The organism is Rubellimicrobium sp. CFH 75288 (genome assembly GCF_009904055.1).
Lineage (GTDB): Bacteria > Pseudomonadota > Alphaproteobacteria > Rhodobacterales > Rhodobacteraceae > Rubellimicrobium.
In genome coordinates this window covers 110,215-127,548 of sequence record NZ_WYDP01000005.1, presented here as the reverse complement: position 1 = coordinate 127,548, position 17,334 = coordinate 110,215, and the positions used below count along the sequence as shown (strand labels likewise).

Here is a 17,334-nt window from a genome sequence, read left to right as displayed (position 1 = left end):
CCCGGAAGGGCTCGGGCAGGGTCGTGCGCGACGGCCGGGCGGGGCCGGAGGAAGGCGGGGGTGCGGGATGATGGTGGCACGTCTTGGAACCCTCGCAACCGCGACCTGGACCCTTGCCGCTGCGGCGGCCCTCGCGCAGCCCGCCGAGCTGCCGCCGCCCGGCTTTGCGGGAACGCAATATGTGGACAGCGCCGGCTGCGCCTTTGTCCGGGCCGAGGTCGGCGATGCCGTGGAATGGGTGCCGCGGCTGGGGGCCGACCGGACGCCGGTCTGCGGCCTGCCGCCGTCCGTTCCGGTGACGGTGGCGGAGCCTCTGGCCGAGCCCGTACCCGATCCGCTGGCCGCCGCGCGGGCGGCCAACAACGGCGGGCCGCTCGGCCCGGCCCGGATCGAGATCGACCCGCCGCCCATCGCGCCCCGGGCGGGCATCCGTGTCGCCGCTCCCCCTCCGGCCGCTCCGCCGCGCGCGGCGGCCCCGCGGCCCCCGGCCCCGATCGCGGTGGCCGGGAGCGTGGTCGTGCCCGTGGCAACGGCGCGCATCGTCGCGGTGCCGGTCTCTCCGACCATCGGAGCCGAGGTCGCTGCGCCCGGACCTGTCAACGTCTCGCGCACTGCCGCGAATCCGCGCCTGCTCGAACTGCCCACCTTCGGACATGACCCGATCCCGGCCTCCAATCCGATCGGCCTCGTGCCGCAGATCGCCTCTCCGCCGCCCGGCTTCGAGCCGGCCTGGGACGACGGCCGCGTGAACCCCCGCCGCGGTCTTCCCCGTGCCGTGGCGGGCCCGGTCATCATGGGCGCGGTTGTGGTCGGACCTGTCGTGGTGCTGCCGCGGGGGCACTAGTCAGCCGTCGCAGATCGCCTGGAGGCTGACCCATTCGGCATCGGTGATGAGCGGTGCCTCCCCCGCATCGGGCAGGGTGGCAGGCAGGGGTCGTGCGGGGTCGGCGTCGCGCAGGTAGGGGCCCGCCGGGATGCCGAGCGTCGCGAGGGCAGGGACCAGCGCCTCGGGCGCCGGCGGACGGGGCGGATCGGTCAGGAGCCGCTGGGCATGGGCCTCGGTCGCGCGGGGCGGCAGGTCGCCCGTCACGAGAAGGCGCGCCGCCGCCATGACGCCGGCCTCCTGCAGCAGCAGGTCGAGCGGGTCCACACCGCGCCGGGCCGCCAAGGCCGCCAGAACGTGGCCGGCCAGCACGGCCGGTTCCGCCGCCCGCTCGACCGTCTCGCGCGAGAGGATCACGAGCCCTCCCGGCAGGACGAGCGGCACGGCCGGTCCGCGCGGCAGCACGACGATCTGTCCGGCCGCCCGGTCCCCGAACAGCCTCGCATGGAGACGGCGCAGCGCCTCGACCCCGAGCGCCGAGCGGCAGGCCGTGCCGAGGTCGCGGCCCAGATGCCCCAGAAGCGTGGCGCCGATCTCGCTGCGCTTGGAGGAGGGCACGACGGCGAGCGCCTGGCGATGGACCGCGCCGGGCAGCCACAGGACCAGAAGCCCCGCCAGACAGGCCGCCACCCCCGCGGCGATCCCGCGCCGCAGGCGGCCGCCGCCCTGGCGGCGGCGGACCGCCCGTCGCACCGTCTCGATGGCCGACACCATCAGGTCGTCCTCGATCTCCACGCTTTCGGACCCCGTCTCGTCCGGGCCGAACCGGGCCGGGACGGCACCGGGGTTGAGCCGCGTCACGGCCGGCAGGGACCAGTGCGCGACCGGCTCTCCCGTGACGTCCGTCAGCACCAGCGTGGCATGGCCCAGCGACACCGTCACCTCGCGCGGCTCCGTCTCGTCCTCGGCCCGCCACAGGCCGGTCGTCTCGAGCCGGGCATATCGGGTGAGGGCGGTCATGGGCTCCGCGTTCTGCCTGTCGGAGCCGAGTCTAGCGGCCCGCAGCGGCGAAGAAAACGCCGCCCCGCCCGGCGTAGGCGGCCTGTCCGCGTCACGCGGCGTCGCAGCCGGGCGGTGACGCCGCCGGCCGTCCCGCTAGGAACGGGCGGCGAGGCAGGGAGAGCGGCATGGCGGGAGAGAACGGCCGGACGGTCGAGGCGGCGCTTCTTGTCACCGGCGGCATGGCGCTGTTCGGGCTCATCGACAACTTCATGCGCCTGGCGGCCGAGACGGGCGGGCTGTGGCAGTTCCACCTGCTGCGCTCGGCCGTGGCGCTGGCGGTGTTGGTGCCGGTCGCCTGGATCGCAGGCGCGCGGCTCTCGCCCCTCCGGCCCGGCCGGGTCCTGCTGCGCTCGGTGCTCAACTCGGTCGCGATGGTCATCTATTTCGGCTGCCTCGCCTTCATGCCCATCGCCCAGGTCGTGGCGGGGCTCTTCACCGCGCCGCTCTTCGTGGTGCTGTTCTCGGTGCTGCTGTTCCGCGAGCCGGTGGGGCCATGGCGGACCGGTGCGGTCGCGCTGGGCTTCGTGGGCATCCTTCTTGCCATCGGGATCGACGCCGACAGCCTGTCGGCCCTGTCGCTCCTGCCGGTCCTCGCCGGGGCCTTCTATGGTCTGGGCAATCTGGTGACGCGGCAATGGTGCGCGGGCGAGGGGACGGCGGCGCTGCTTCTGGGCTTCTTCGGCCTGATGATGCTGTGGGGCGCGCTCGGCACCCTGATCCTCTGGCTCGTCCCGCTGCCCGTCGCGCCGGGCGCCGACGGGTTCGCGACGCGCGGCTGGGTCGCGCCGGAAGGGGTCTTTCTCGTGATGATCCTCGTGCAGGGGGTGGGCTCGCTCGTGGGCGTGGGGCTCTCCATCCGCGCCTACCAGATCGCCTCGGCTACCGTGGTGGCGGTGTTCGAGAACGCGCTGCTCGTCTTCGCCACGCTCTGGGCCATCGTCCTCTGGCGCGAGATCCCCGGCCCGGTGGAGGCGCTGGGCCTTGTGCTCGTGACGGCTGCGGGCATCCTGATCGCCTGGCGCCAGCCCTCGGCCGCACCCCGGCGCGAGGCGGCATGATCGTCTCCCGCGCGCGGGGATTCCTGTTCGTCCACATCCCCAAGACGGGCGGCACCGCCGTCACCCGCGCGCTCGAGGCGCAGGCGCCGCCGGACGACCTGCTCATCGCCGACACGCCCGAGGCCCGACGGCGCCGGCCCACCCTGCGCGGCCTGCGCCCCCGCGGGCGGCTGTGGAAGCACGCCACGCTGGCCGACATCGAGGGCGTGGTGGCGCCCGAGGAGTTCGACCGTCTCCTGGTCTGGACGCTGGTGCGCAATCCCTGGGACCGGGTGGCGAGCTATTATCACTGGCTGCGCGCGCAGTCCTTTGCGCATCCGGCCGTGGCACGGGCCCGCGCGGGCAACTTTGCGGCCTTCCTGCGCCATCCCGACACGCTGGCCGAACTCGCCGCCTGGCCGGCGCGGCGCTACCTCAGCGATTCGCACGGCCGCGAGCGGCGCGCGCTCTTTGTCCGCATCGAACGCTTCGCCGAGGAGATCGGCCCCGTCGAGGCGCTGCTGGGCCATCCGCTGCGGCTGCCCCGGATCAACGCGAGCGACCGGCCGCGCGACTGGCGGCTGCTCTACGACGCCGAAGGCGCCGATCTGGTCGGCCGTGCGCTGGCCGAGGATGCGGCGCGGTTCGGCTACGATTTTAACGGAATCTCAACCTCCTGATGCCATGATGGCGGCCGAGGGTCGGCTCGCCGTCCCCCCAGCCGGGAGTCGTCCGATGTCCGCCGTCTATACCGTCCATGCCTTTTCGGCCTCCAACCTCTTCAACGCCGGCGGGGGGCTCGCCATCAACGTGGCCGACAACAACGGCGTCCTTCTGGGCAATCCGCCCTTTCTCCATGCCGGCGGACCCGTCCAGCGCATCCGCATCCGCGAGGAGGACACGGACCGGCCGCCTGGCAACTCGGCGGGCTATTTCGACGACGGAACCGATGCGCGCCAGTTTCTCGATGCGCCGGTCACGCTCGGCTTCCGGGATGCCAGCGGGCGCGAGGCGACGCATACCTTTCCCGCGGGCAGCGTGGTGCAGTCCGAGTTCATCATCGCCTTCTCGTCGGGCTATCGGCTGACCGGCCTCCGGCTCACCGATCCGGCCACCGGGCGGCTCTTCACGGCCGGCTATGCGCTGGTCCGCCCGGACGGACGCCTGGTGACGGAGGCCGGGCGTCTCGACCTCGGCCGGCCCCAGCGCAACGCCACCGACGGAACGCAGCCCTGGTCGGCCATCGCCTGCTTCGCCCCCCGCACCCTGATCCGTGTGCCCGGCGGCCGCATGGCGGCGGCCGACCTGCGGCTTGGCGACCTGGTGGAGACGCTCGACGCCGGCCCGATGCCCGTCGAATGGAGCGGCCGGTTCGTCGTGCCGGCCGGCCGGGCCGATCCCGTCGCCATTCCGCCCGGTTGTCTGGGGGCCCGGCGGCTCCTGCTGCTGTCGCCGCAGCATCGCGTCCTGCTGCGGCATCCCTCGGCCGAGATGCTCGCCGGCTCGGCAGAGGGGCTGGCGGCTGCCGTCCACCTCTCGGGGCTCGGGGGGGTGGCGCGGCGCGCTGCGGCGGCCCCCGTCCACTACGTCCATTTCCGCCTGCCCGCCCATGCCCTGGTCGAGGCCGAGGGGGTATGGTGCGAGACGCTGTGGGGCGGGGCGGATCTGCGCCTCGACCTCGGCGCGCCGCTGGGGTCGGACCCGCTGCCGCCCCTGCGGGCGGAACCGCTGGTCCGCCCGCTGCTGCATCGGGCAGAGGCGGCCCTCGTGTTCCGGGCCATCCTACGCGACGCCGCCCCGTCGGGCGACGCCTCCGCCGCCTAGGCCGCCTGCGCGGCCGCGCCCTCGCCATAGCGGCCGTAGAACGTCTCGCCCCGCTCGGCCATCTCGCGCAGGAGGCGCGGGGGGGCGAAGCGGTCCCCATGCGCCTCGGCCAGCGCCTGGGCCCGCGCGACCGCCTCGGGCAGGCCCTGCATGTCGAGCCACGAGAAGGGTCCACCCGACCAGGGCGCGAAGCCCCAGCCCAGGATCGCACCCACGTCCCCCTCGCGGATGTCGGTCAGCACCCCCTCCTCGAAGGCGCGCACCGCCTCGAGGACCTGCGCGAAGAGAAGCCGGTCCTGCACCTCGCGCAGGGGCGGCTGGACGGCGGCGCGGGGGAAGCGCTCCGACAGGCCCGGCCACAGGCCCTGCCGCTCGCCCTTGTCGTCATAGGCGTAGAAGCCGGCCCTGGCCTTGCGGCCCAGCCGTCCCTCCTCGGCCATGGGGAACAGCACCCGGTCCACCGCGTCGTCGCGATAGGCCTCCCCCAGGGCCGCGCGCGTCGCCTTGGCGATCCGCACCCCGAGGTCGATCGAGGTCTCGTCGATCAGCTGCAGGGGGCCCAGCGGCATCCCCGCCATGCGGGCCGCGTTCTCGATCAGCGCGGGCGCCACGCCTTCGGCCACCATGCGCACGCCTTCGTTCAGGTAGGGGATGATGCAGCGGTTGGCGTAGAAGAAGCGCGCATCGTTGACGACGATCGGCGTCTTGCGGATCTGCCGCACGAAGTCGAGCGCCTTGGCCACGGCCCGGTCGCCCGTCTCCTGGCCCCTGATGATCTCGACCAGCATCATCCGGTCCACCGGGCTGAAGAAGTGGATACCGATGAACTGGTCGGGCCGGTCCGAGGCGCGGGCCAGCTCGGTGATGGGCAGGGTCGAGGTATTGGTGGCGAAGATGCAATCCTCGGGGACGTGGCGCAGCACGCTGCGCGTGACCTCGGCCTTCACGGCCGGGTCCTCGAACACCGCCTCCACGATCAGGTCGCAGCCTGCGAGCGCCGCGTGGTCGGTCGCGGGCGTGATGCGCGCCAGCGTCTCGGCCTTCTTCTCCTCGGTCGTGCGCCGGCGGCTGACCGCCTTGGCGAGCAGCGCCTCGCTGTGGGCCTTGCCGCGCTCGGCCGCCTCCTGGGTGGAGTCGATCAGGACCACCTCGATTCCGGCCTGGGCGGCCACATGGGCGATGCCCGCCCCCATCATGCCCGCGCCCAGCACGCCCAGGCGCTTCACCGACAGGTCCGGCGCCTGGGGCCGCCTGGCGCCCTTGCCCAGCGCCTGCATGTTGAGAAACAGCGACCGGATCATCGCCGACGACGACGGGTCCAGCAGCACGTGGGTGAACCACCGCGCCTCGATCCGCAGCGCCGTGTCGAAGGGCACGAGCGCGCCCTCGTAGACGGCCGAGAGCAGCGCCCTGGCGGCTGGATAGACCCCCATCGTCTCGCGGTTCACCGTGGCCGAGGCGCCCACGAAGGTCTGGAAGCCCGCCGGATGATAGGGGGTGCCGCCCGGCATCTTGTAGCCCTTGCGGTCCCATTCCTTGGACAGGTCCGACCCCACGGCCCCCAGAACCCAGGCGCGGGCGCGCTCCAGCAGTTCGGCCGCCGGCACGACCTCGTCGATCAGGCCCGCGGCCTTGGCCCCGGCCGGGTCCGGCGTCTTGCCCTGCAGCAGGTAGGGCGCGGCCGCCATGACCCCCATCCTGCGCACGAGCCGCGTGGTCCCCCCCGCGCCGGGAAAGATCCCGACCTTGATCTCGGGCAGGCCGATTTTGGCCTTGGGGTTGTCCGCGGCGATGATCCGGTGGCAGGCGAGCGGGATCTCGAAGCCGATCCCCAGCGCCGTGCCGGGCAGGGCCGCACAGACGGGCTTGCCGCCCTTCAGCGTCTTGGGGTCCATGCCCGCGCGCTCGATGCGGCGCAGGACTGCGTGCATCCGCATCACGCCATCGAAGATCGCGCGGGCGGGCTCGTCGCCGCCCGTCTCCTTCATGCGGGCGATCACGGCGAGGTCCATGCCCCCGGCGAAATCCGCCTTGCCCGAGGTGATGACGATCCCCTTCACCGCCTCGTCGGCGAGCGCCTGTCCCACCAGCGCGTCGAGTTCCTCGAACCCTTCCATGGACATGACGTTCATGGACCGGCCCGGCACGTCCCAGGTGATGATGGCGACGCCGTCGTCGCCGACGGACATGGCAAAGTCGGTCATGGCCGGTGGCCTCCCTGCAGAGCGGAAAAACGGAAAGGACGGGGCGCGGTCAGCCTGCAGCGGCGACCGCATAGCCCATGTCGGCCCCTGCCGCGCCGTCGAGCGGCGCAGGCAGGGTCAGGAAATCGACCATCTCGATGAGCCAGGGGCCCTCGATCCGGGTCAGGAACAGAAGATCCGTGCCCACCTCGCGCACCGACCCGTCGGCCATCGCGTGCGTCCAGTGCACCCAGACGCGAAGGCGCTGGGATCGCGGCAAGTCCAGGGCCGTGATGCGCCCCTCGATCTGGCGCGTGCCCTTGCGCCAGCGCTCCTCGCGCCAGAGGGCGACGCCGCGCATCAGCGCGGCCGGATCGGCATAGACTTCGGTCCGGCCGTAGGCGTGGAACGGGCAGGGAAAGCGGTGCAGCCTGGCCATGCCGACCATGTCGCCCGACGTGAGCGACCCGGCCAGTCGTCGGACTAGGGCGTGGACCTCGCTCGCCACCAGCTGTCTCCGAAGGGCGGAACCTCGGAACTGACATAGAAACTCGTGCAACTGCGTGCAGCGTACGGTTCCCGCAAGACCGCCCTTGCGCAAACTGCCGTGGCGGCCGGGCGACAGCCGGGGCTCCGGCGCGGGGCGGGACGGCCGGCATCACACCCGCTCGATGATGGTGGCCGCCCCCATGCCCGAGGCGATGCAGAGCGTGGCAAGACCCGTGCCGACGCCGCGCCGTTCCATCTCGTCCAGAAGCGTGCCCAGGATGATCGCGCCCGACGCGCCGAGGGGGTGGCCCATCGCGATGGCGCCGCCGTTGACGTTCACCCGGTCGTCGGGCACGTCGAAGGCCTGCAGGAAGCGCAGCACCACGGCGGCGAAGGCCTCGTTGACCTCGAACAGGTCGATGTCGCCGATCCCCATGCCCGCCGCCTCCAGCACGCGCTCGGTCGCCGGGATGGGCCCCGTCAGCATGATCGTGGGGTCTGATCCGACCTTGGCCGTGGCCCGGACCCGCGCGCGGGGCCTCAGCCCGTGCCGCTCGCCGAACTCGCGCGAGCCGATCAGGATGCCCGCCGCCCCGTCCACGATCCCGGACGAGTTGCCGGCATGGTGGATGTGCTCGATCCGCTCCAGATGCGGATACCTGAGCAGCGCGACCTTGTCGAAGCCCGGCATGACCTCGCCCATCGCCTGGAAGGACGGGTTGAGCGCGCCCAGCTTCTGCATGTCGGTGTCGGGGCGCATGTACTCGTCCCGGTCGAGGATCGTCAGCCCGTTGATGTCGCGCACCGGCACGACCGAGCGGGCGAACCGCCCGTCGTCCCAGGCCTCCTTGGCCCGCTTCTGGGACTGGACGGCAAAGGCATCGGCCTCGTCGCGGGTGATGCCGTATTCGGTGGCGATGATGTCCGCGCTGATTCCCTGCGGCACGAAATAGGTCGAGAGCGCCAGGCTCGGGTCCACCGCGATGGCAGCGCCGTCCGATCCCATCGGCACGCGGCTCATCATCTCCACGCCGCCCGCGATGTAGCCCTCGCCCGCGCCCGCGCGCACCTGATTGGCGGCGAGGTTGACCGCCTCGAGCCCCGAGGCGCAGAAGCGGTTGATCGAGAGCCCCGGCACCCGCTCGCCCAGGGAGGAGGCGAGGACGGCCGAGCGCGCGAGGCAGCCGCCCTGTTCGCCCACCTGCGTGACATTGCCCCAGATCACGTCCTCCACCGCGTCCTCGGGCAGGTTGTTGCGTGCCTTGAGGTCGTCGAGCACCTGCGCCGACAGGCGCAGCGCCGTCACCTCGTGCAGCGAGCCGTCGGTCTTGCCCCGGCCGCGCGGGGTGCGGATGGCGTCGAAGATGAAGGCGTCCATGGTCCTCTCCGTCAGGTCAGGGGTCCGAGCGAGGGGCTTGCGCCCTCCCGCCGCGGCATGAGGTCGTAGGGATGCTGCCAGCCGGGCAGGGCGGCGATGCGGTCGAGCCAGCGGTCGATGGCCGGCCAGTCCGCGCGGTCGAAGCCGAAGGGTTCGGGATAGAACAGGTAGCCGCAGCAGGCGAGGTCGGCGATCGTGGGCTCCTCGCCGGCGAGCCAGAACCCCTCCGACAGCCGTGCCTCGAGAACCTTCAGCGCCGCGCGCAGCCGGCCCGAGAGCCATGCGAGGACGGCCGGGTCGCGCCTGTCGGGCGCCAGGAAGTTGCCGAGGAAGCGCAGCATGCCCGCCTGCGCGCTGACCTTGTGGTTGTCGAAGAACAGCCAGCGCAGCGTCTCCTCGCGGTCGGGGCCGAGCAGACGCCCGGTCCGCTCCGCGGCCCAGAGCTGGATCGCCCCCGATTGCGAGAGCACCCGGTCGCCGAGGTCGAGCGCGGGCACTTCGCCCATCGGGTTGAGGCGGAGATACTCGGTCCGGCGCGCCCCGCCGCGGAAGAAGTCCACCCAGACCGGCTCCCACGCGATCCCGCAGAGCGTCAGCGTCAGCGCTGCCTTGTAGGCGTTGCCCGATTCGCCGAAGCAGTGGAGCCGTGGGGTCACGCCGTAGCCCTCGCGCAACGCGCGGCGCCCGCCGTCCTGTCGGAGCGGCTGCGCCGTTTACCGGATGGAAAGGATTTCCGTGCCAGGGTGATCCTGCGCGGCCCGGGGGCGATTCGGCCGCGCCGCGACCCGGCCGTCGGATGCGGCCGACCGTCCGCGCCGGCAGATGCCCCGTCGGTTGCCAACGCAGAAAGGAGACACCACCACCCGTCAGCCAGTCCCGGCCTCGCCCGGCTCTGCCGCGCCGGCCGCATCATGCCCGCCGCTCCGCCAGGTCCGCCTTGAACTGGCGCAACCTGTGCGACAGCCCCGTGGGGTCCGTGATCCCGTCGAGGTTCTCGAAGACGAAGCTCAGCGCTTCGCCTTCCTCGAGCCCCGCTTCCTCGGCGAAGCGCCGCAGGCGACGATAGCCGTCCTCGGTCATCGCTGCGGCGAAGCGGCGGGTCAGGCGCAGGCGCTTGGGCATCGCAGGCCCTCCGGCGCCGAGGCTAGAACGCCTCGGCCGGAAGCGCCATGACCGCCTCTCCGCCCGACCGGATGCGCGCCAGATGCAGCGCGGTCGCCGGAAGCTGGCGCGCCGCATGGAAGCGCGCGGTGGCGAGCTTGGCCTCGAGGAAGGCCCGGTCGCCCCGTCCCTCGGCCAGTGCCCTGTGCGCGGCGACCGCCATGCGCGCCCACATCAGGCCCAGGCAGACATGCCCCATCAGGTGCATGAAGTCGGTGGCCCCCGCCAGCGCGTCCTCCGGCGCCTTGGCCGCCCGCTCCATGAAGTGCATGGCCGCCGCCTGCAGGTCCTTGGACGCGGCCTTGAGGGGGTCGAGCACCTGCACCTTCAGGGTCTCGTCCTCCTCCTCGTGGGCCTTGATGAAGCCCTTGACGTGCTCGAGGAAGGCCATGAAGGGCCGGCCGCCGCCCGCAGGCAGCTTGCGCGCCACGAGGTCGAGGGCCTGGATGCCGTTGGCGCCCTCGTAGATCATGGCGATGCGCGCGTCGCGCACGAATTGCGAGACGCCCGTCTCCTCGATGTAGCCGTGCCCGCCATAGACCTGCTGGGCCGCCACCGTCATCTCGAAGCCCCGATCGGTCAGGAAGCCCTTGACCACCGGGATCAGCAGCGAGACGAGCGCATCGGCCTCCGCATCCCCCTTGCGGTGCGCCCGGTCGATCAGGGTCGCCGCCCAGTAGGCCAGCGCGCGGGCCCCCTCGACAAAGGCCTTCTGCTCCATGAGCGAGCGGCGGATGTCGGGATGCACGATCAGCGGGTCGGCCGCGCCCGCGGCCGTCGCCGCGGCGGCCACGGCGCCGGCGTTGCGGTCGGGCAGCGGATTGCGCCCCTGCACGCGTTCGCGCGCCCAAGCGCGGGCGTTCTGATAGGCGATCTCGGCCTGCGCATAGCCCTGAAGGCCCACGCCCAGACGCGCCTCGTTCATCATGGTGAACATGGCGCGCATGCCCTTGTGCTCCTGCCCGAGCAGCCAGCCCGTCGCACCCTCGAAGTTCATCACGCAGGTCGCGTTGCCGTGGATGCCCATCTTGTGCTCGATCTTGCCGCAGGAGAGCGCGTTGCGCTCGCCCAGGGAGCCGTCCTCGCGCGGCAGGAACTTCGGCACGATGAAGAGCGAGATGCCCTTGGTCCCCTCCGGCCCGCCGGGGATCTTGGCCAGCACGAGGTGGACGATGTTCTCCGCCAGGTCGTGCTCGCCGGCGGAGATGAAGATCTTCTGGCCCGTGATGGCATAGGTGCCGTCGCCCCGGGGCTCGGCGCGGGTGCGCATGATGCCCAGATCCGTGCCCGCATGGGGCTCGGTCAGGTTCATGGTCCCGGTCCATTCGCAGGTGGTCAGCCGGGGCAGGTAGAGCGCCTTCTGCGCCTCTGTCCCGTGCAGGCGGATGGCCGAATAGGCGCCGTGCGTCAGGCCCTGATACATGTTGAAGGCCATGTTGGCGGAGACGAACGCCTCCTGCGCGGCGGTGTGGATCACATGCGGCAGGCCCTGGCCGCCCCATTCGGTGTCGCAGTCCACCGCCGTCCAGCCGCCCTCGCGCACGGCGTCGAAGGCCTCGCGGAAGCCCGGAGGCGTGCGGACCACGCCGTTCTCCAGCCGGCAGCCCTCGCGGTCGCCGACCTCGTTGAGGGGCAGAAGCAGACCTTCGGCCACCTTGGCCGCCTCCTCGAGGATGGCCTCCGTGGTCTCCCGGTCGAGATCGCGGTAGCCGGGGATGTCCTCGGCGCCGATGCGCAGAACGTCGTGCAGGACGAACTGCATGTCCCGGACGGGGCTCTTGAAGATCTGCATTCGGTCCTCCCTCTGCTTGCGTTCCGCCTCAGGCTGCGTCCGACCGCGCGGTCTGCCGAGCCAGTTCCTCCCGGCCCCAGGCCAGCTGCTCCTGCAGCTCGCCGATGGCCACGTTCAGCGCGTCGCGCCGGGCGATCATCTCCGTGAGGTGGCGCTCGGCGACCTCGATCGTCCGGGCCAGTTGGGTCGTCCGCCCGCGCCCGCCGTCCCAGAGCTCCAGAAGCTGCCGGATCTCCTCCAGCGAGAAGCCGAAGCGCTTGCCCTTCAGGATCAGCGTCAGGCGCGCCCGGTCCGCCCGCGTGTAGAGCCGCCGCGTGCCCTGCCGGATCGGCGACAGAAGCTCCTTGGCCTCGTAGAAGCGGAGCGCGCGCGGGGTCACGTCGAACAGGTCGCACATCTGGCGGATGGTCATCGTGTCGTCGGTCATGGATCGCGTATCCTGCCTGCCGGTCTCGTGAATCAGGCGGGCCAGATGCGCCGTGCGACGCCATCCTACAAGACACGATGACGTGGACGTAAACGAAACGCGGCGTCACCCCGTCCCGTCGGGACGCGAGGTCATGCCGATCCGCGACGGACCGTCAGCCGGCGGGCAGCGTGGCAGCCGTCTCGTCGCGCAGGCGCCGCAGCTCGTCCATCGTTTCCTCGATCTGCCGGCGCTGCTCGGCCAGTTCGCCCAGCTGGCGGTCGGCCAGTTCGATCCAGCGGCGCATCTGCGCCTCCGTGCCTTCCTTTTCGTAGATCAGAAGCCACTGCCGGATCTCCTCGAGCGGAAAGCCGAAGCGGCGGCCCCGCAGGATCAGCGTCATGCGGGCGATCTCGCGCGGGCCATAGAAACGCGCCCGTCCCTCGCGCTCGGGCGAGAGCAGCTCGATGTACTCGTAGTAGCGCAAGGTGCGCGGCGTCACGTCGAAGCGGGCGCACATCTCCTTGAACGAGAGGCGGATCGGTTCCTTCTGCGTGTCGGCCATGGTTCTTCCCGCGTTGCCCTGAGACTAGGGCGCGGCAGGGGCGGCGGCAACAGCAGCGCCCCCTTGCAGCGGCCGCCCGTCCGGGCATGGTGCGGGCCATGCAGTCGGACAACCCTCAGGACAGGGAACGGATCGCCCGCGCCTTTGTGGCCGCCCTTCCCTTCGCGCGAGCCCTGAACCTGTCGCTCGAGTCGATCGGCGAGGGCAGCGCCGCCCTGTCGATGCCCTGGTCCGACCGGCTGGTGGGCGATCCGGCCACCGGGGTGATCCACGGCGGGGCGGTCTTCGCGCTGCTCGATACCTGCGCCGGAACGGCGGTGCTGTCGCACCCGTCGCGGCCGCGCAGCACCGCCACGCTCGACCTGCGCATCGACTACATGCGCGCGGCGGTGCCGGGACGACGGATCGTGGCGCGGGCGGAATGCTTCCACATGGCGCGGTCCGTGGCCTTCGTGCGCGCCACCGCCGAGGACGGCGAGTCCCGGCCGCTCGCGACCGCCGCCGGAACCTTCGCTGTCGAGGCCGCCCGGCGGGGCGTCCCGGAATGAGGGTCCCGCCCGAGCCGGTCCAGGTCGTCAAGGGACGGCGCGACGCGGCCCTTGCCCGGCTGGTGGAGACCGTGCCCTTTGTGACCTTTCTGGGCATGGGCTTCGAGCGCCGCGGCGACGAGCTGACCGCGATCCTTCCCTTTCGCGACGAGCTGATCGGCAACCCGGTCCTGCCGGCCCTCCATGGCGGCGCCACGGCGGCATTCCTGGAGACGGCAGCCATCGTGGCGCTGGCCTGGTCGCAGATGTGGGACGCCATGGAGGCGGGTGCGCTGCCCGCCGAGGGACGGCTTGCGCTGCCCAAGACGATCACCTTCAGCGTGGATTACCTGCGCACCGGCCTGCCGCGCGACGCCTACGCCCGGGCCCGGGTGGCCCGGTCTGGGCGGCGTTTCGCCTCGGTTCACGTGGAGGCGTGGCAGGATATCCGCACCAAGCCGTTCGCGCAGGCGACAGGGCACTTCCTGATGCCCAGCGCGGCATGACGGTCCTGACCCGACCGAGTGCCGCAGCGGTGACCCACCGTCGCGTCCTGCGCATGGCTCTGCCGATTGTGGCGGCCAATGCCACCGTGCCGCTCCTCGGGGCCGTGGACACCGCCGTGGTGGGTCGGCTGGGGGAGGCTGCGCCGATCGGCGCCGTGGGGCTCGGAGCGGTCGTGATCGGCGCGCTCTACTGGGTGTGGGGGTTCCTGCGGATGGGGACCACGGGCCTGACCGCACAGGCGCGCGGCGCGGGCGACCGTGCCGAGGTGGCCGCCAACCTGTCGCGGGCGCTGCTTGTCGGGCTGGGCGGAGGCATCCTGCTGATCCTTCTGCAGCCGCTTCTGGTGGCCGGGGCGCTGGCGCTTGCTCCGGCCAGCGAGGCTGTGGAGATGCTCGCGCGCGACTACCTGGCCATCCGCATCTGGTCGGCGCCGGCCGCGGTCGCGCTGTTCGGGATCAACGGCTGGCTGATCGGCCAGGAGCGGTCCGGGGCGGTGTTCGTCCTGCAGGCCGCCCAGATGGGCCTGAACGCGACCCTCGACATCTGGTTCGTGCTCGGCCTGGGCTGGGGCGTGGCGGGTGTCGCCGGAGCGACGGCCCTGGCCGAGTGGACCGGTCTGCTGCTGGGTCTGTGGATGTGCCGCGCGGTACTGCGGGGCCGCGAGTGGCGCGACCGGGCGCGCGTGCTCGATTCCGCCCGGCTGCGGCGCATGGCGCGCGTCAACGCGGACATCCTCGTGCGGACCCTGCTGCTCGAGGCGGTGCTGGTGAGCTTCCTGTTCTGGGGCGCCGGATTGGGGGATGTGGCGCTGGCGGCCAATCAGGTCCTGCTGCAGTTCCTGACGATCACGGCCTTTGCGCTCGACGGCTTTGCCTTTGCGGCCGAGGCGGTGGTCGGCACGGCCTTCGGAGCGCGGTCTCCGGCAGGGGTGAGGGCCGGATTGCAGGTGGCCTCCCTCTGGGCGACGGCGACCGGGCTGGCCCTCGGGGCGGGATTCGCGCTGCTCGGCGGTCCGGCCATCGACCTGATGACCACGGCACCCGACGTGCGGGAGGCCGCCCGGATGTTCCTGCCCTGGATGGCGCTGGCGCCCGTGACCGGAGTGGCTGCCTGGATGCTCGACGGCGTCTTTCTGGGCGCGACGCGCACGCGCGATCTGCGCAACGCCATGGCCGGAGCGGTGGCGATCTATTTCGGCGCCCTCCTGATCCTGGCGCCGCTCTGGGGCAACCACGGGCTCTGGGCCGCGCTGCACGTGAGTTTCCTTGCCCGGACGGCCCTGCTCGCCCGGCGCTATCCCGCGCTCGAACGCGCGGTCGGATCAGCCCCATGAGCGGTCCCGGCGAGGATCTGGCCGAGGCGCTGGTCCGCGGCGACCGTCGGGCGCTGGCCCGGGCGATCACGTTGGCCGAGTCGTCTCGGCCGGACCATCGCCGCGCGGCGGAAAGGCTGCTGTCCGCCCTGCCCGAACGGGACGATGCCCTGCGGCTGGGCCTGACGGGGACACCGGGGGCGGGCAAGAGCACGCTGATCGAGGCGCTCGGCCTGCGGCTCGTCGCCGAAGGACACCGGGTGGCCGTCCTGGCCATCGACCCCTCCTCGTCGCGCTCGGGGGGCTCCATCCTGGGGGACAAGACGCGGATGGAGCGGCTGGCACGCGCCCCGCGGGCCTTCGTGCGGCCCTCTCCCTCGGGTGGCGAGACGGGCGGCGTCGCGCGTCGCACGCGGGAAGCCATCCGGCTTTGCGAGGCCGCCGGCCACGATGTCACGCTCGTCGAGACTGTCGGAGTGGGACAGTCCGAGGTGCAGGTGGCCGCCATGACCGACGTGTTCGTTCTCGTTCTCGCGCCGCTCGGAGGAGACGATCTGCAAGGCGCCAAGAGGGGGATCGTGGAGGAAGCCGATCTTGTCCTGGTCAACAAGGCCGACCGGGACCCCGAGGCGGCCCGACGCGCGGCAGCCGACTACGCGGCTGCGCTGCGCCTGTTGCGCCCGCGCCCGCACGATCCCGAAGGCTGGCCCCGGGCGATGGCCGTCTCCGCGACGAGCGGCGAAGGACTGGACGAGGCCTGGTCTGCCATCCGGGCGCTCTGGCTCTGGCGCCGCGACACGGGTGCCCTGGCCGAACGCCGGCGGGTGCAGCGGCGTCTGTGGTTCGAGGAGGAGCTGCGCGCGCTGGCCCTCTCGCGGGCCCTTGCCGCGCCGGGTCTGCGCGAGGCGCTTCCCGGTCTGCAGGCCGCGGTGGAGGAGGGTCGCCTGTCGCCGGCCGAGGCGGCCCGGCGAGCCTTCGGGTCGTGAGGCCGATGGCAGAGCGGCCTGCGCCCGTCACGCTGTTCGAGGGCCGGCGCCTGCGCGCCACCTGGTTTCCCGGCCGCTCCGACCGGACCATCGTCACCTTCGACTGGCGGCAAGAGGGCCGGGAGGGCTTCGCCCCTCTGTGGCATGCGACCTCGTTCGCCCGGCAGGGCTTCGGACAGGTGACGATCCGCACCGCAGCCAACGACTGGTTCCTCAACGACGAGACCGAAGCGCTCGAGGGCGCCTTGTCGCGATGGTCTCCGCACGGGGGACGGGTGCAGATGCTGGGCTTCTCCATGGGCGCCTATGGCGCGTTGCGCCTGGCGCGGGCGCTCGGGGCGCGGCAGGTGGTCGCGGTGTCGCCGCAATCGGGGCTCGAGGTGGCATGGGACCGCCGCTACCCGGCCGAGGCTGCGTCCTGGCCCGTGGCGCTCGGCCATCTGGGTGCAAGGGCGGTGCCCGGGCTGAGGGGTCTTCTGGTCTTTGATCCCTTCGTGCCCGAGGATCGGTGTCATGCCGCCCGCATCCTCGGCTGGTTCCCGGCGCTGCGCCCGGTACGACTCGGATTCGGAGGTCATCCCGCGATCCGGGTGCTGCGCGGCGCCGGCGGGATGCGCCTGCTGCAGGAGCAGGCAGGCGCGCGATCCGCGCGCGCCGAGCCGATCCTCGCCGCGCACCGGGCAGCCCGGCGCAGCTCCCGCGGGTGGTGGCTGCGTCTCGCCCGGCAGGCCGGGGAACGCAGGCCCGCTCTGGCCGCACGGGCGCGCGAGAGGGCCTCAACCCTGGCCCCGCATCGTGGCGACGAGGGACCGGAGGGATAGGGTCGCTTGCTTGACCTCCGGGTGGAATCCCACTATGGGCCTGGCTTCTGATGTCCGGCGCCCCTGCGCCAGCCACGACGCGCCGCGGAGCCTCGCGGCCCCTGAAAGGACGAGACCGATGTCGCGCCGCTGCGAACTGACCGGCAAGGGCCCGATGGTGGGCCACAGCGTGTCCCACGCCAACAACAAGACCAAGCGTCGCTTCCTGCCCAACCTTCAGGAAGTCACCCTCGCCTCCGAAACCCTCGGCCGCACCTTCCGGCTGCGCATCTCCAACCACGCCCTGCGGTCGGTGGATCATCGCGGGGGACTGGACGCCTTCCTGGCCAAGGCGCGCGACGCGGACCTCTCCCCTGAGGCGCTCGCGATCAAGAAGGAGATCGCCAAGGCCCAGCCGGCCGCCTGATCCCGGTCTGCCGCTGTGGTCGGGGCCCGTGCCGTGCAGGCCGCGGGCCCTTCGC

At 72.4% G+C, this 17,334-nt stretch carries 19 protein-coding genes; 10 read left to right on the top strand and 9 right to left on the bottom strand.

From position 1 onward, the window contains the following. Window positions 1-67: 67 nt before the first annotated feature. Entirely contained in the window at window positions 68-844 is a 777-nt protein-coding gene (locus tag GT358_RS06365; RefSeq protein WP_166581762.1) for a hypothetical protein, read from the top strand. Here the strand turns inward: GT358_RS06365 and GT358_RS06360 are convergent, their stop codons facing one another. Continuing rightward, entirely contained in the window at window positions 845-1,843 is a 999-nt protein-coding gene (locus tag GT358_RS06360) for a hypothetical protein (RefSeq protein WP_166581761.1), read from the bottom strand. 167 nt (window positions 1,844-2,010) lie between these two features. Between GT358_RS06360 and GT358_RS06355 the strand changes: the two genes are divergently transcribed. From GT358_RS06355 to GT358_RS06345, 3 genes are read left to right on the top strand one after another with little or no spacing between them, the layout of a single operon-like run. Continuing rightward, complete coding sequence (locus tag GT358_RS06355) at window positions 2,011-2,943, top strand: DMT family transporter (RefSeq protein ID WP_166581760.1); 933 nt, start codon at window positions 2,011-2,013, stop codon at window positions 2,941-2,943. Further along, window positions 2,940-3,602 carry a sulfotransferase family 2 domain-containing protein gene (locus GT358_RS06350; RefSeq protein WP_166581759.1) on the top strand — a complete coding sequence of 221 codons (663 nt, stop codon included), beginning with the start codon at window positions 2,940-2,942 and terminating at the stop codon, window positions 3,600-3,602. Before GT358_RS06355 ends, GT358_RS06350 begins: the two co-directional genes overlap by 4 nt. 55 nt (window positions 3,603-3,657) lie before the next feature. After that, window positions 3,658-4,746, top strand: coding sequence for a Hint domain-containing protein (locus GT358_RS06345; protein ID WP_166581758.1), 1,089 nt, complete (start codon window positions 3,658-3,660; stop codon window positions 4,744-4,746). Here GT358_RS06345 and GT358_RS06340 read toward each other — a convergent pair. The 8 genes from GT358_RS06340 to GT358_RS06305 form a co-directional block, all read right to left on the bottom strand. Next, window positions 4,743-6,950 carry a 3-hydroxyacyl-CoA dehydrogenase NAD-binding domain-containing protein gene (locus GT358_RS06340; RefSeq protein WP_166581757.1) on the bottom strand — a complete coding sequence of 736 codons (2,208 nt, stop codon included), beginning with the start codon at window positions 6,948-6,950 and terminating at the stop codon, window positions 4,743-4,745. The genes GT358_RS06345 and GT358_RS06340 overlap by 4 nt on opposite strands. A gap of 49 nt (window positions 6,951-6,999) precedes the next feature. Then, a complete protein-coding gene (locus GT358_RS06335; RefSeq protein ID WP_166581756.1) occupies window positions 7,000-7,437 on the bottom strand; it encodes a hypothetical protein in 438 nt (145 codons plus the stop codon). A 150-nt stretch (window positions 7,438-7,587) separates the two neighbouring features. Beyond that, on the bottom strand, window positions 7,588-8,796 hold the full coding sequence (locus tag GT358_RS06330) for an acetyl-CoA C-acetyltransferase (RefSeq protein ID WP_166581755.1): 1,209 nt from the start codon (window positions 8,794-8,796) through the stop codon (window positions 7,588-7,590). A gap of 11 nt (window positions 8,797-8,807) precedes the next feature. Next, on the bottom strand, window positions 8,808-9,452 hold the full coding sequence (locus GT358_RS06325; RefSeq protein WP_166581754.1) for a glutathione S-transferase family protein: 645 nt from the start codon (window positions 9,450-9,452) through the stop codon (window positions 8,808-8,810). Between the two features lie 253 nt (window positions 9,453-9,705). Beyond that, complete coding sequence (locus GT358_RS06320) at window positions 9,706-9,918, bottom strand: hypothetical protein (protein ID WP_166581753.1); 213 nt, start codon at window positions 9,916-9,918, stop codon at window positions 9,706-9,708. A 22-nt stretch (window positions 9,919-9,940) separates the two neighbouring features. Then, entirely contained in the window at window positions 9,941-11,749 is a 1,809-nt protein-coding gene (locus GT358_RS06315) for an acyl-CoA dehydrogenase C-terminal domain-containing protein (protein WP_166581752.1), read from the bottom strand. Window positions 11,750-11,777: 28 nt separating this feature from the next. Next, window positions 11,778-12,176, bottom strand: a complete 399-nt coding sequence (locus GT358_RS06310; RefSeq protein ID WP_166581751.1) for a MerR family DNA-binding transcriptional regulator — start codon at window positions 12,174-12,176, stop codon at window positions 11,778-11,780. Between the two features lie 154 nt (window positions 12,177-12,330). Continuing rightward, window positions 12,331-12,720 (bottom strand): MerR family DNA-binding transcriptional regulator, encoded by a 390-nt coding sequence (locus tag GT358_RS06305; RefSeq protein ID WP_166581750.1) that lies wholly within the window; start codon window positions 12,718-12,720, stop codon window positions 12,331-12,333. Window positions 12,721-12,818: 98 nt separating this feature from the next. Here GT358_RS06305 and GT358_RS06300 point away from each other — a divergent pair, with 98 nt between their 5' ends. The 6 genes from GT358_RS06300 to rpmB all read left to right on the top strand — a co-directional run bounded on the left by GT358_RS06300 (window position 12,819) and on the right by rpmB (window position 17,279). Continuing rightward, window positions 12,819-13,268, top strand: coding sequence for a PaaI family thioesterase (locus GT358_RS06300; RefSeq protein ID WP_166581749.1), 450 nt, complete (start codon window positions 12,819-12,821; stop codon window positions 13,266-13,268). Then, the gene (locus tag GT358_RS06295; RefSeq protein ID WP_166581748.1) at window positions 13,265-13,753 is read left to right on the top strand and encodes a PaaI family thioesterase; all 489 of its coding nucleotides are present in this window, start codon (window positions 13,265-13,267) and stop codon (window positions 13,751-13,753) included. The genes GT358_RS06300 and GT358_RS06295 overlap by 4 nt, the downstream gene beginning before the upstream one ends. A 53-nt stretch (window positions 13,754-13,806) precedes the next feature. Further along, the gene (locus GT358_RS06290; protein WP_371416235.1) at window positions 13,807-15,087 is read left to right on the top strand and encodes an MATE family efflux transporter; all 1,281 of its coding nucleotides are present in this window, start codon (window positions 13,807-13,809) and stop codon (window positions 15,085-15,087) included. Then, window positions 15,084-16,052, top strand: coding sequence for a methylmalonyl Co-A mutase-associated GTPase MeaB (gene meaB, locus GT358_RS06285; RefSeq protein ID WP_166581746.1), 969 nt, complete (start codon window positions 15,084-15,086; stop codon window positions 16,050-16,052). The genes GT358_RS06290 and meaB overlap by 4 nt, the downstream gene beginning before the upstream one ends. A gap of 5 nt (window positions 16,053-16,057) precedes the next feature. Beyond that, window positions 16,058-16,873, top strand: coding sequence for an alpha/beta hydrolase (locus GT358_RS06280; RefSeq protein WP_166581745.1), 816 nt, complete (start codon window positions 16,058-16,060; stop codon window positions 16,871-16,873). 118 nt (window positions 16,874-16,991) lie between these two features. Further along, entirely contained in the window at window positions 16,992-17,279 is a 288-nt protein-coding gene (gene rpmB / locus GT358_RS06275; RefSeq protein ID WP_166581744.1) for a 50S ribosomal protein L28, read from the top strand. The last annotated feature ends 55 nt before the right edge of the window (window positions 17,280-17,334 follow it).

Bases quoted from the DNA above. Each gene is read 5' to 3' on its own strand.
- meaB (WP_166581746.1), top strand. From the start codon at position 15,084: ATGAGCGGTCCCGGCGAGGATCTGGCCGAGGCGCTGGTCCGCGGCGAC.
- GT358_RS06305 (WP_166581750.1), bottom strand. From the start codon at position 12,720: ATGGCCGACACGCAGAAGGAACCGATCCGCCTCTCGTTCAAGGAGATG.
- GT358_RS06365 (WP_166581762.1), top strand. From the start codon at position 68: ATGATGGTGGCACGTCTTGGAACCCTCGCAACCGCGACCTGGACCCTT.
- GT358_RS06320 (WP_166581753.1), bottom strand. From the start codon at position 9,918: ATGCCCAAGCGCCTGCGCCTGACCCGCCGCTTCGCCGCAGCGATGACC.
- GT358_RS06290 (WP_371416235.1), top strand. From the start codon at position 13,807: ATGGCTCTGCCGATTGTGGCGGCCAATGCCACCGTGCCGCTCCTCGGG.
- GT358_RS06310 (WP_166581751.1), bottom strand. From the start codon at position 12,176: ATGACCGACGACACGATGACCATCCGCCAGATGTGCGACCTGTTCGAC.
- GT358_RS06300 (WP_166581749.1), top strand. From the start codon at position 12,819: ATGCAGTCGGACAACCCTCAGGACAGGGAACGGATCGCCCGCGCCTTT.
- GT358_RS06330 (WP_166581755.1), bottom strand. From the start codon at position 8,796: ATGGACGCCTTCATCTTCGACGCCATCCGCACCCCGCGCGGCCGGGGC.
- GT358_RS06295 (WP_166581748.1), top strand. From the start codon at position 13,265: ATGAGGGTCCCGCCCGAGCCGGTCCAGGTCGTCAAGGGACGGCGCGAC.
- GT358_RS06315 (WP_166581752.1), bottom strand. From the start codon at position 11,749: ATGCAGATCTTCAAGAGCCCCGTCCGGGACATGCAGTTCGTCCTGCAC.
- GT358_RS06340 (WP_166581757.1), bottom strand. From the start codon at position 6,950: ATGACCGACTTTGCCATGTCCGTCGGCGACGACGGCGTCGCCATCATC.
- GT358_RS06350 (WP_166581759.1), top strand. From the start codon at position 2,940: ATGATCGTCTCCCGCGCGCGGGGATTCCTGTTCGTCCACATCCCCAAG.
- GT358_RS06280 (WP_166581745.1), top strand. From the start codon at position 16,058: ATGGCAGAGCGGCCTGCGCCCGTCACGCTGTTCGAGGGCCGGCGCCTG.
- rpmB (WP_166581744.1), top strand. From the start codon at position 16,992: ATGTCGCGCCGCTGCGAACTGACCGGCAAGGGCCCGATGGTGGGCCAC.
- GT358_RS06355 (WP_166581760.1), top strand. From the start codon at position 2,011: ATGGCGGGAGAGAACGGCCGGACGGTCGAGGCGGCGCTTCTTGTCACC.
- GT358_RS06345 (WP_166581758.1), top strand. From the start codon at position 3,658: ATGTCCGCCGTCTATACCGTCCATGCCTTTTCGGCCTCCAACCTCTTC.
- GT358_RS06360 (WP_166581761.1), bottom strand. From the start codon at position 1,843: ATGACCGCCCTCACCCGATATGCCCGGCTCGAGACGACCGGCCTGTGG.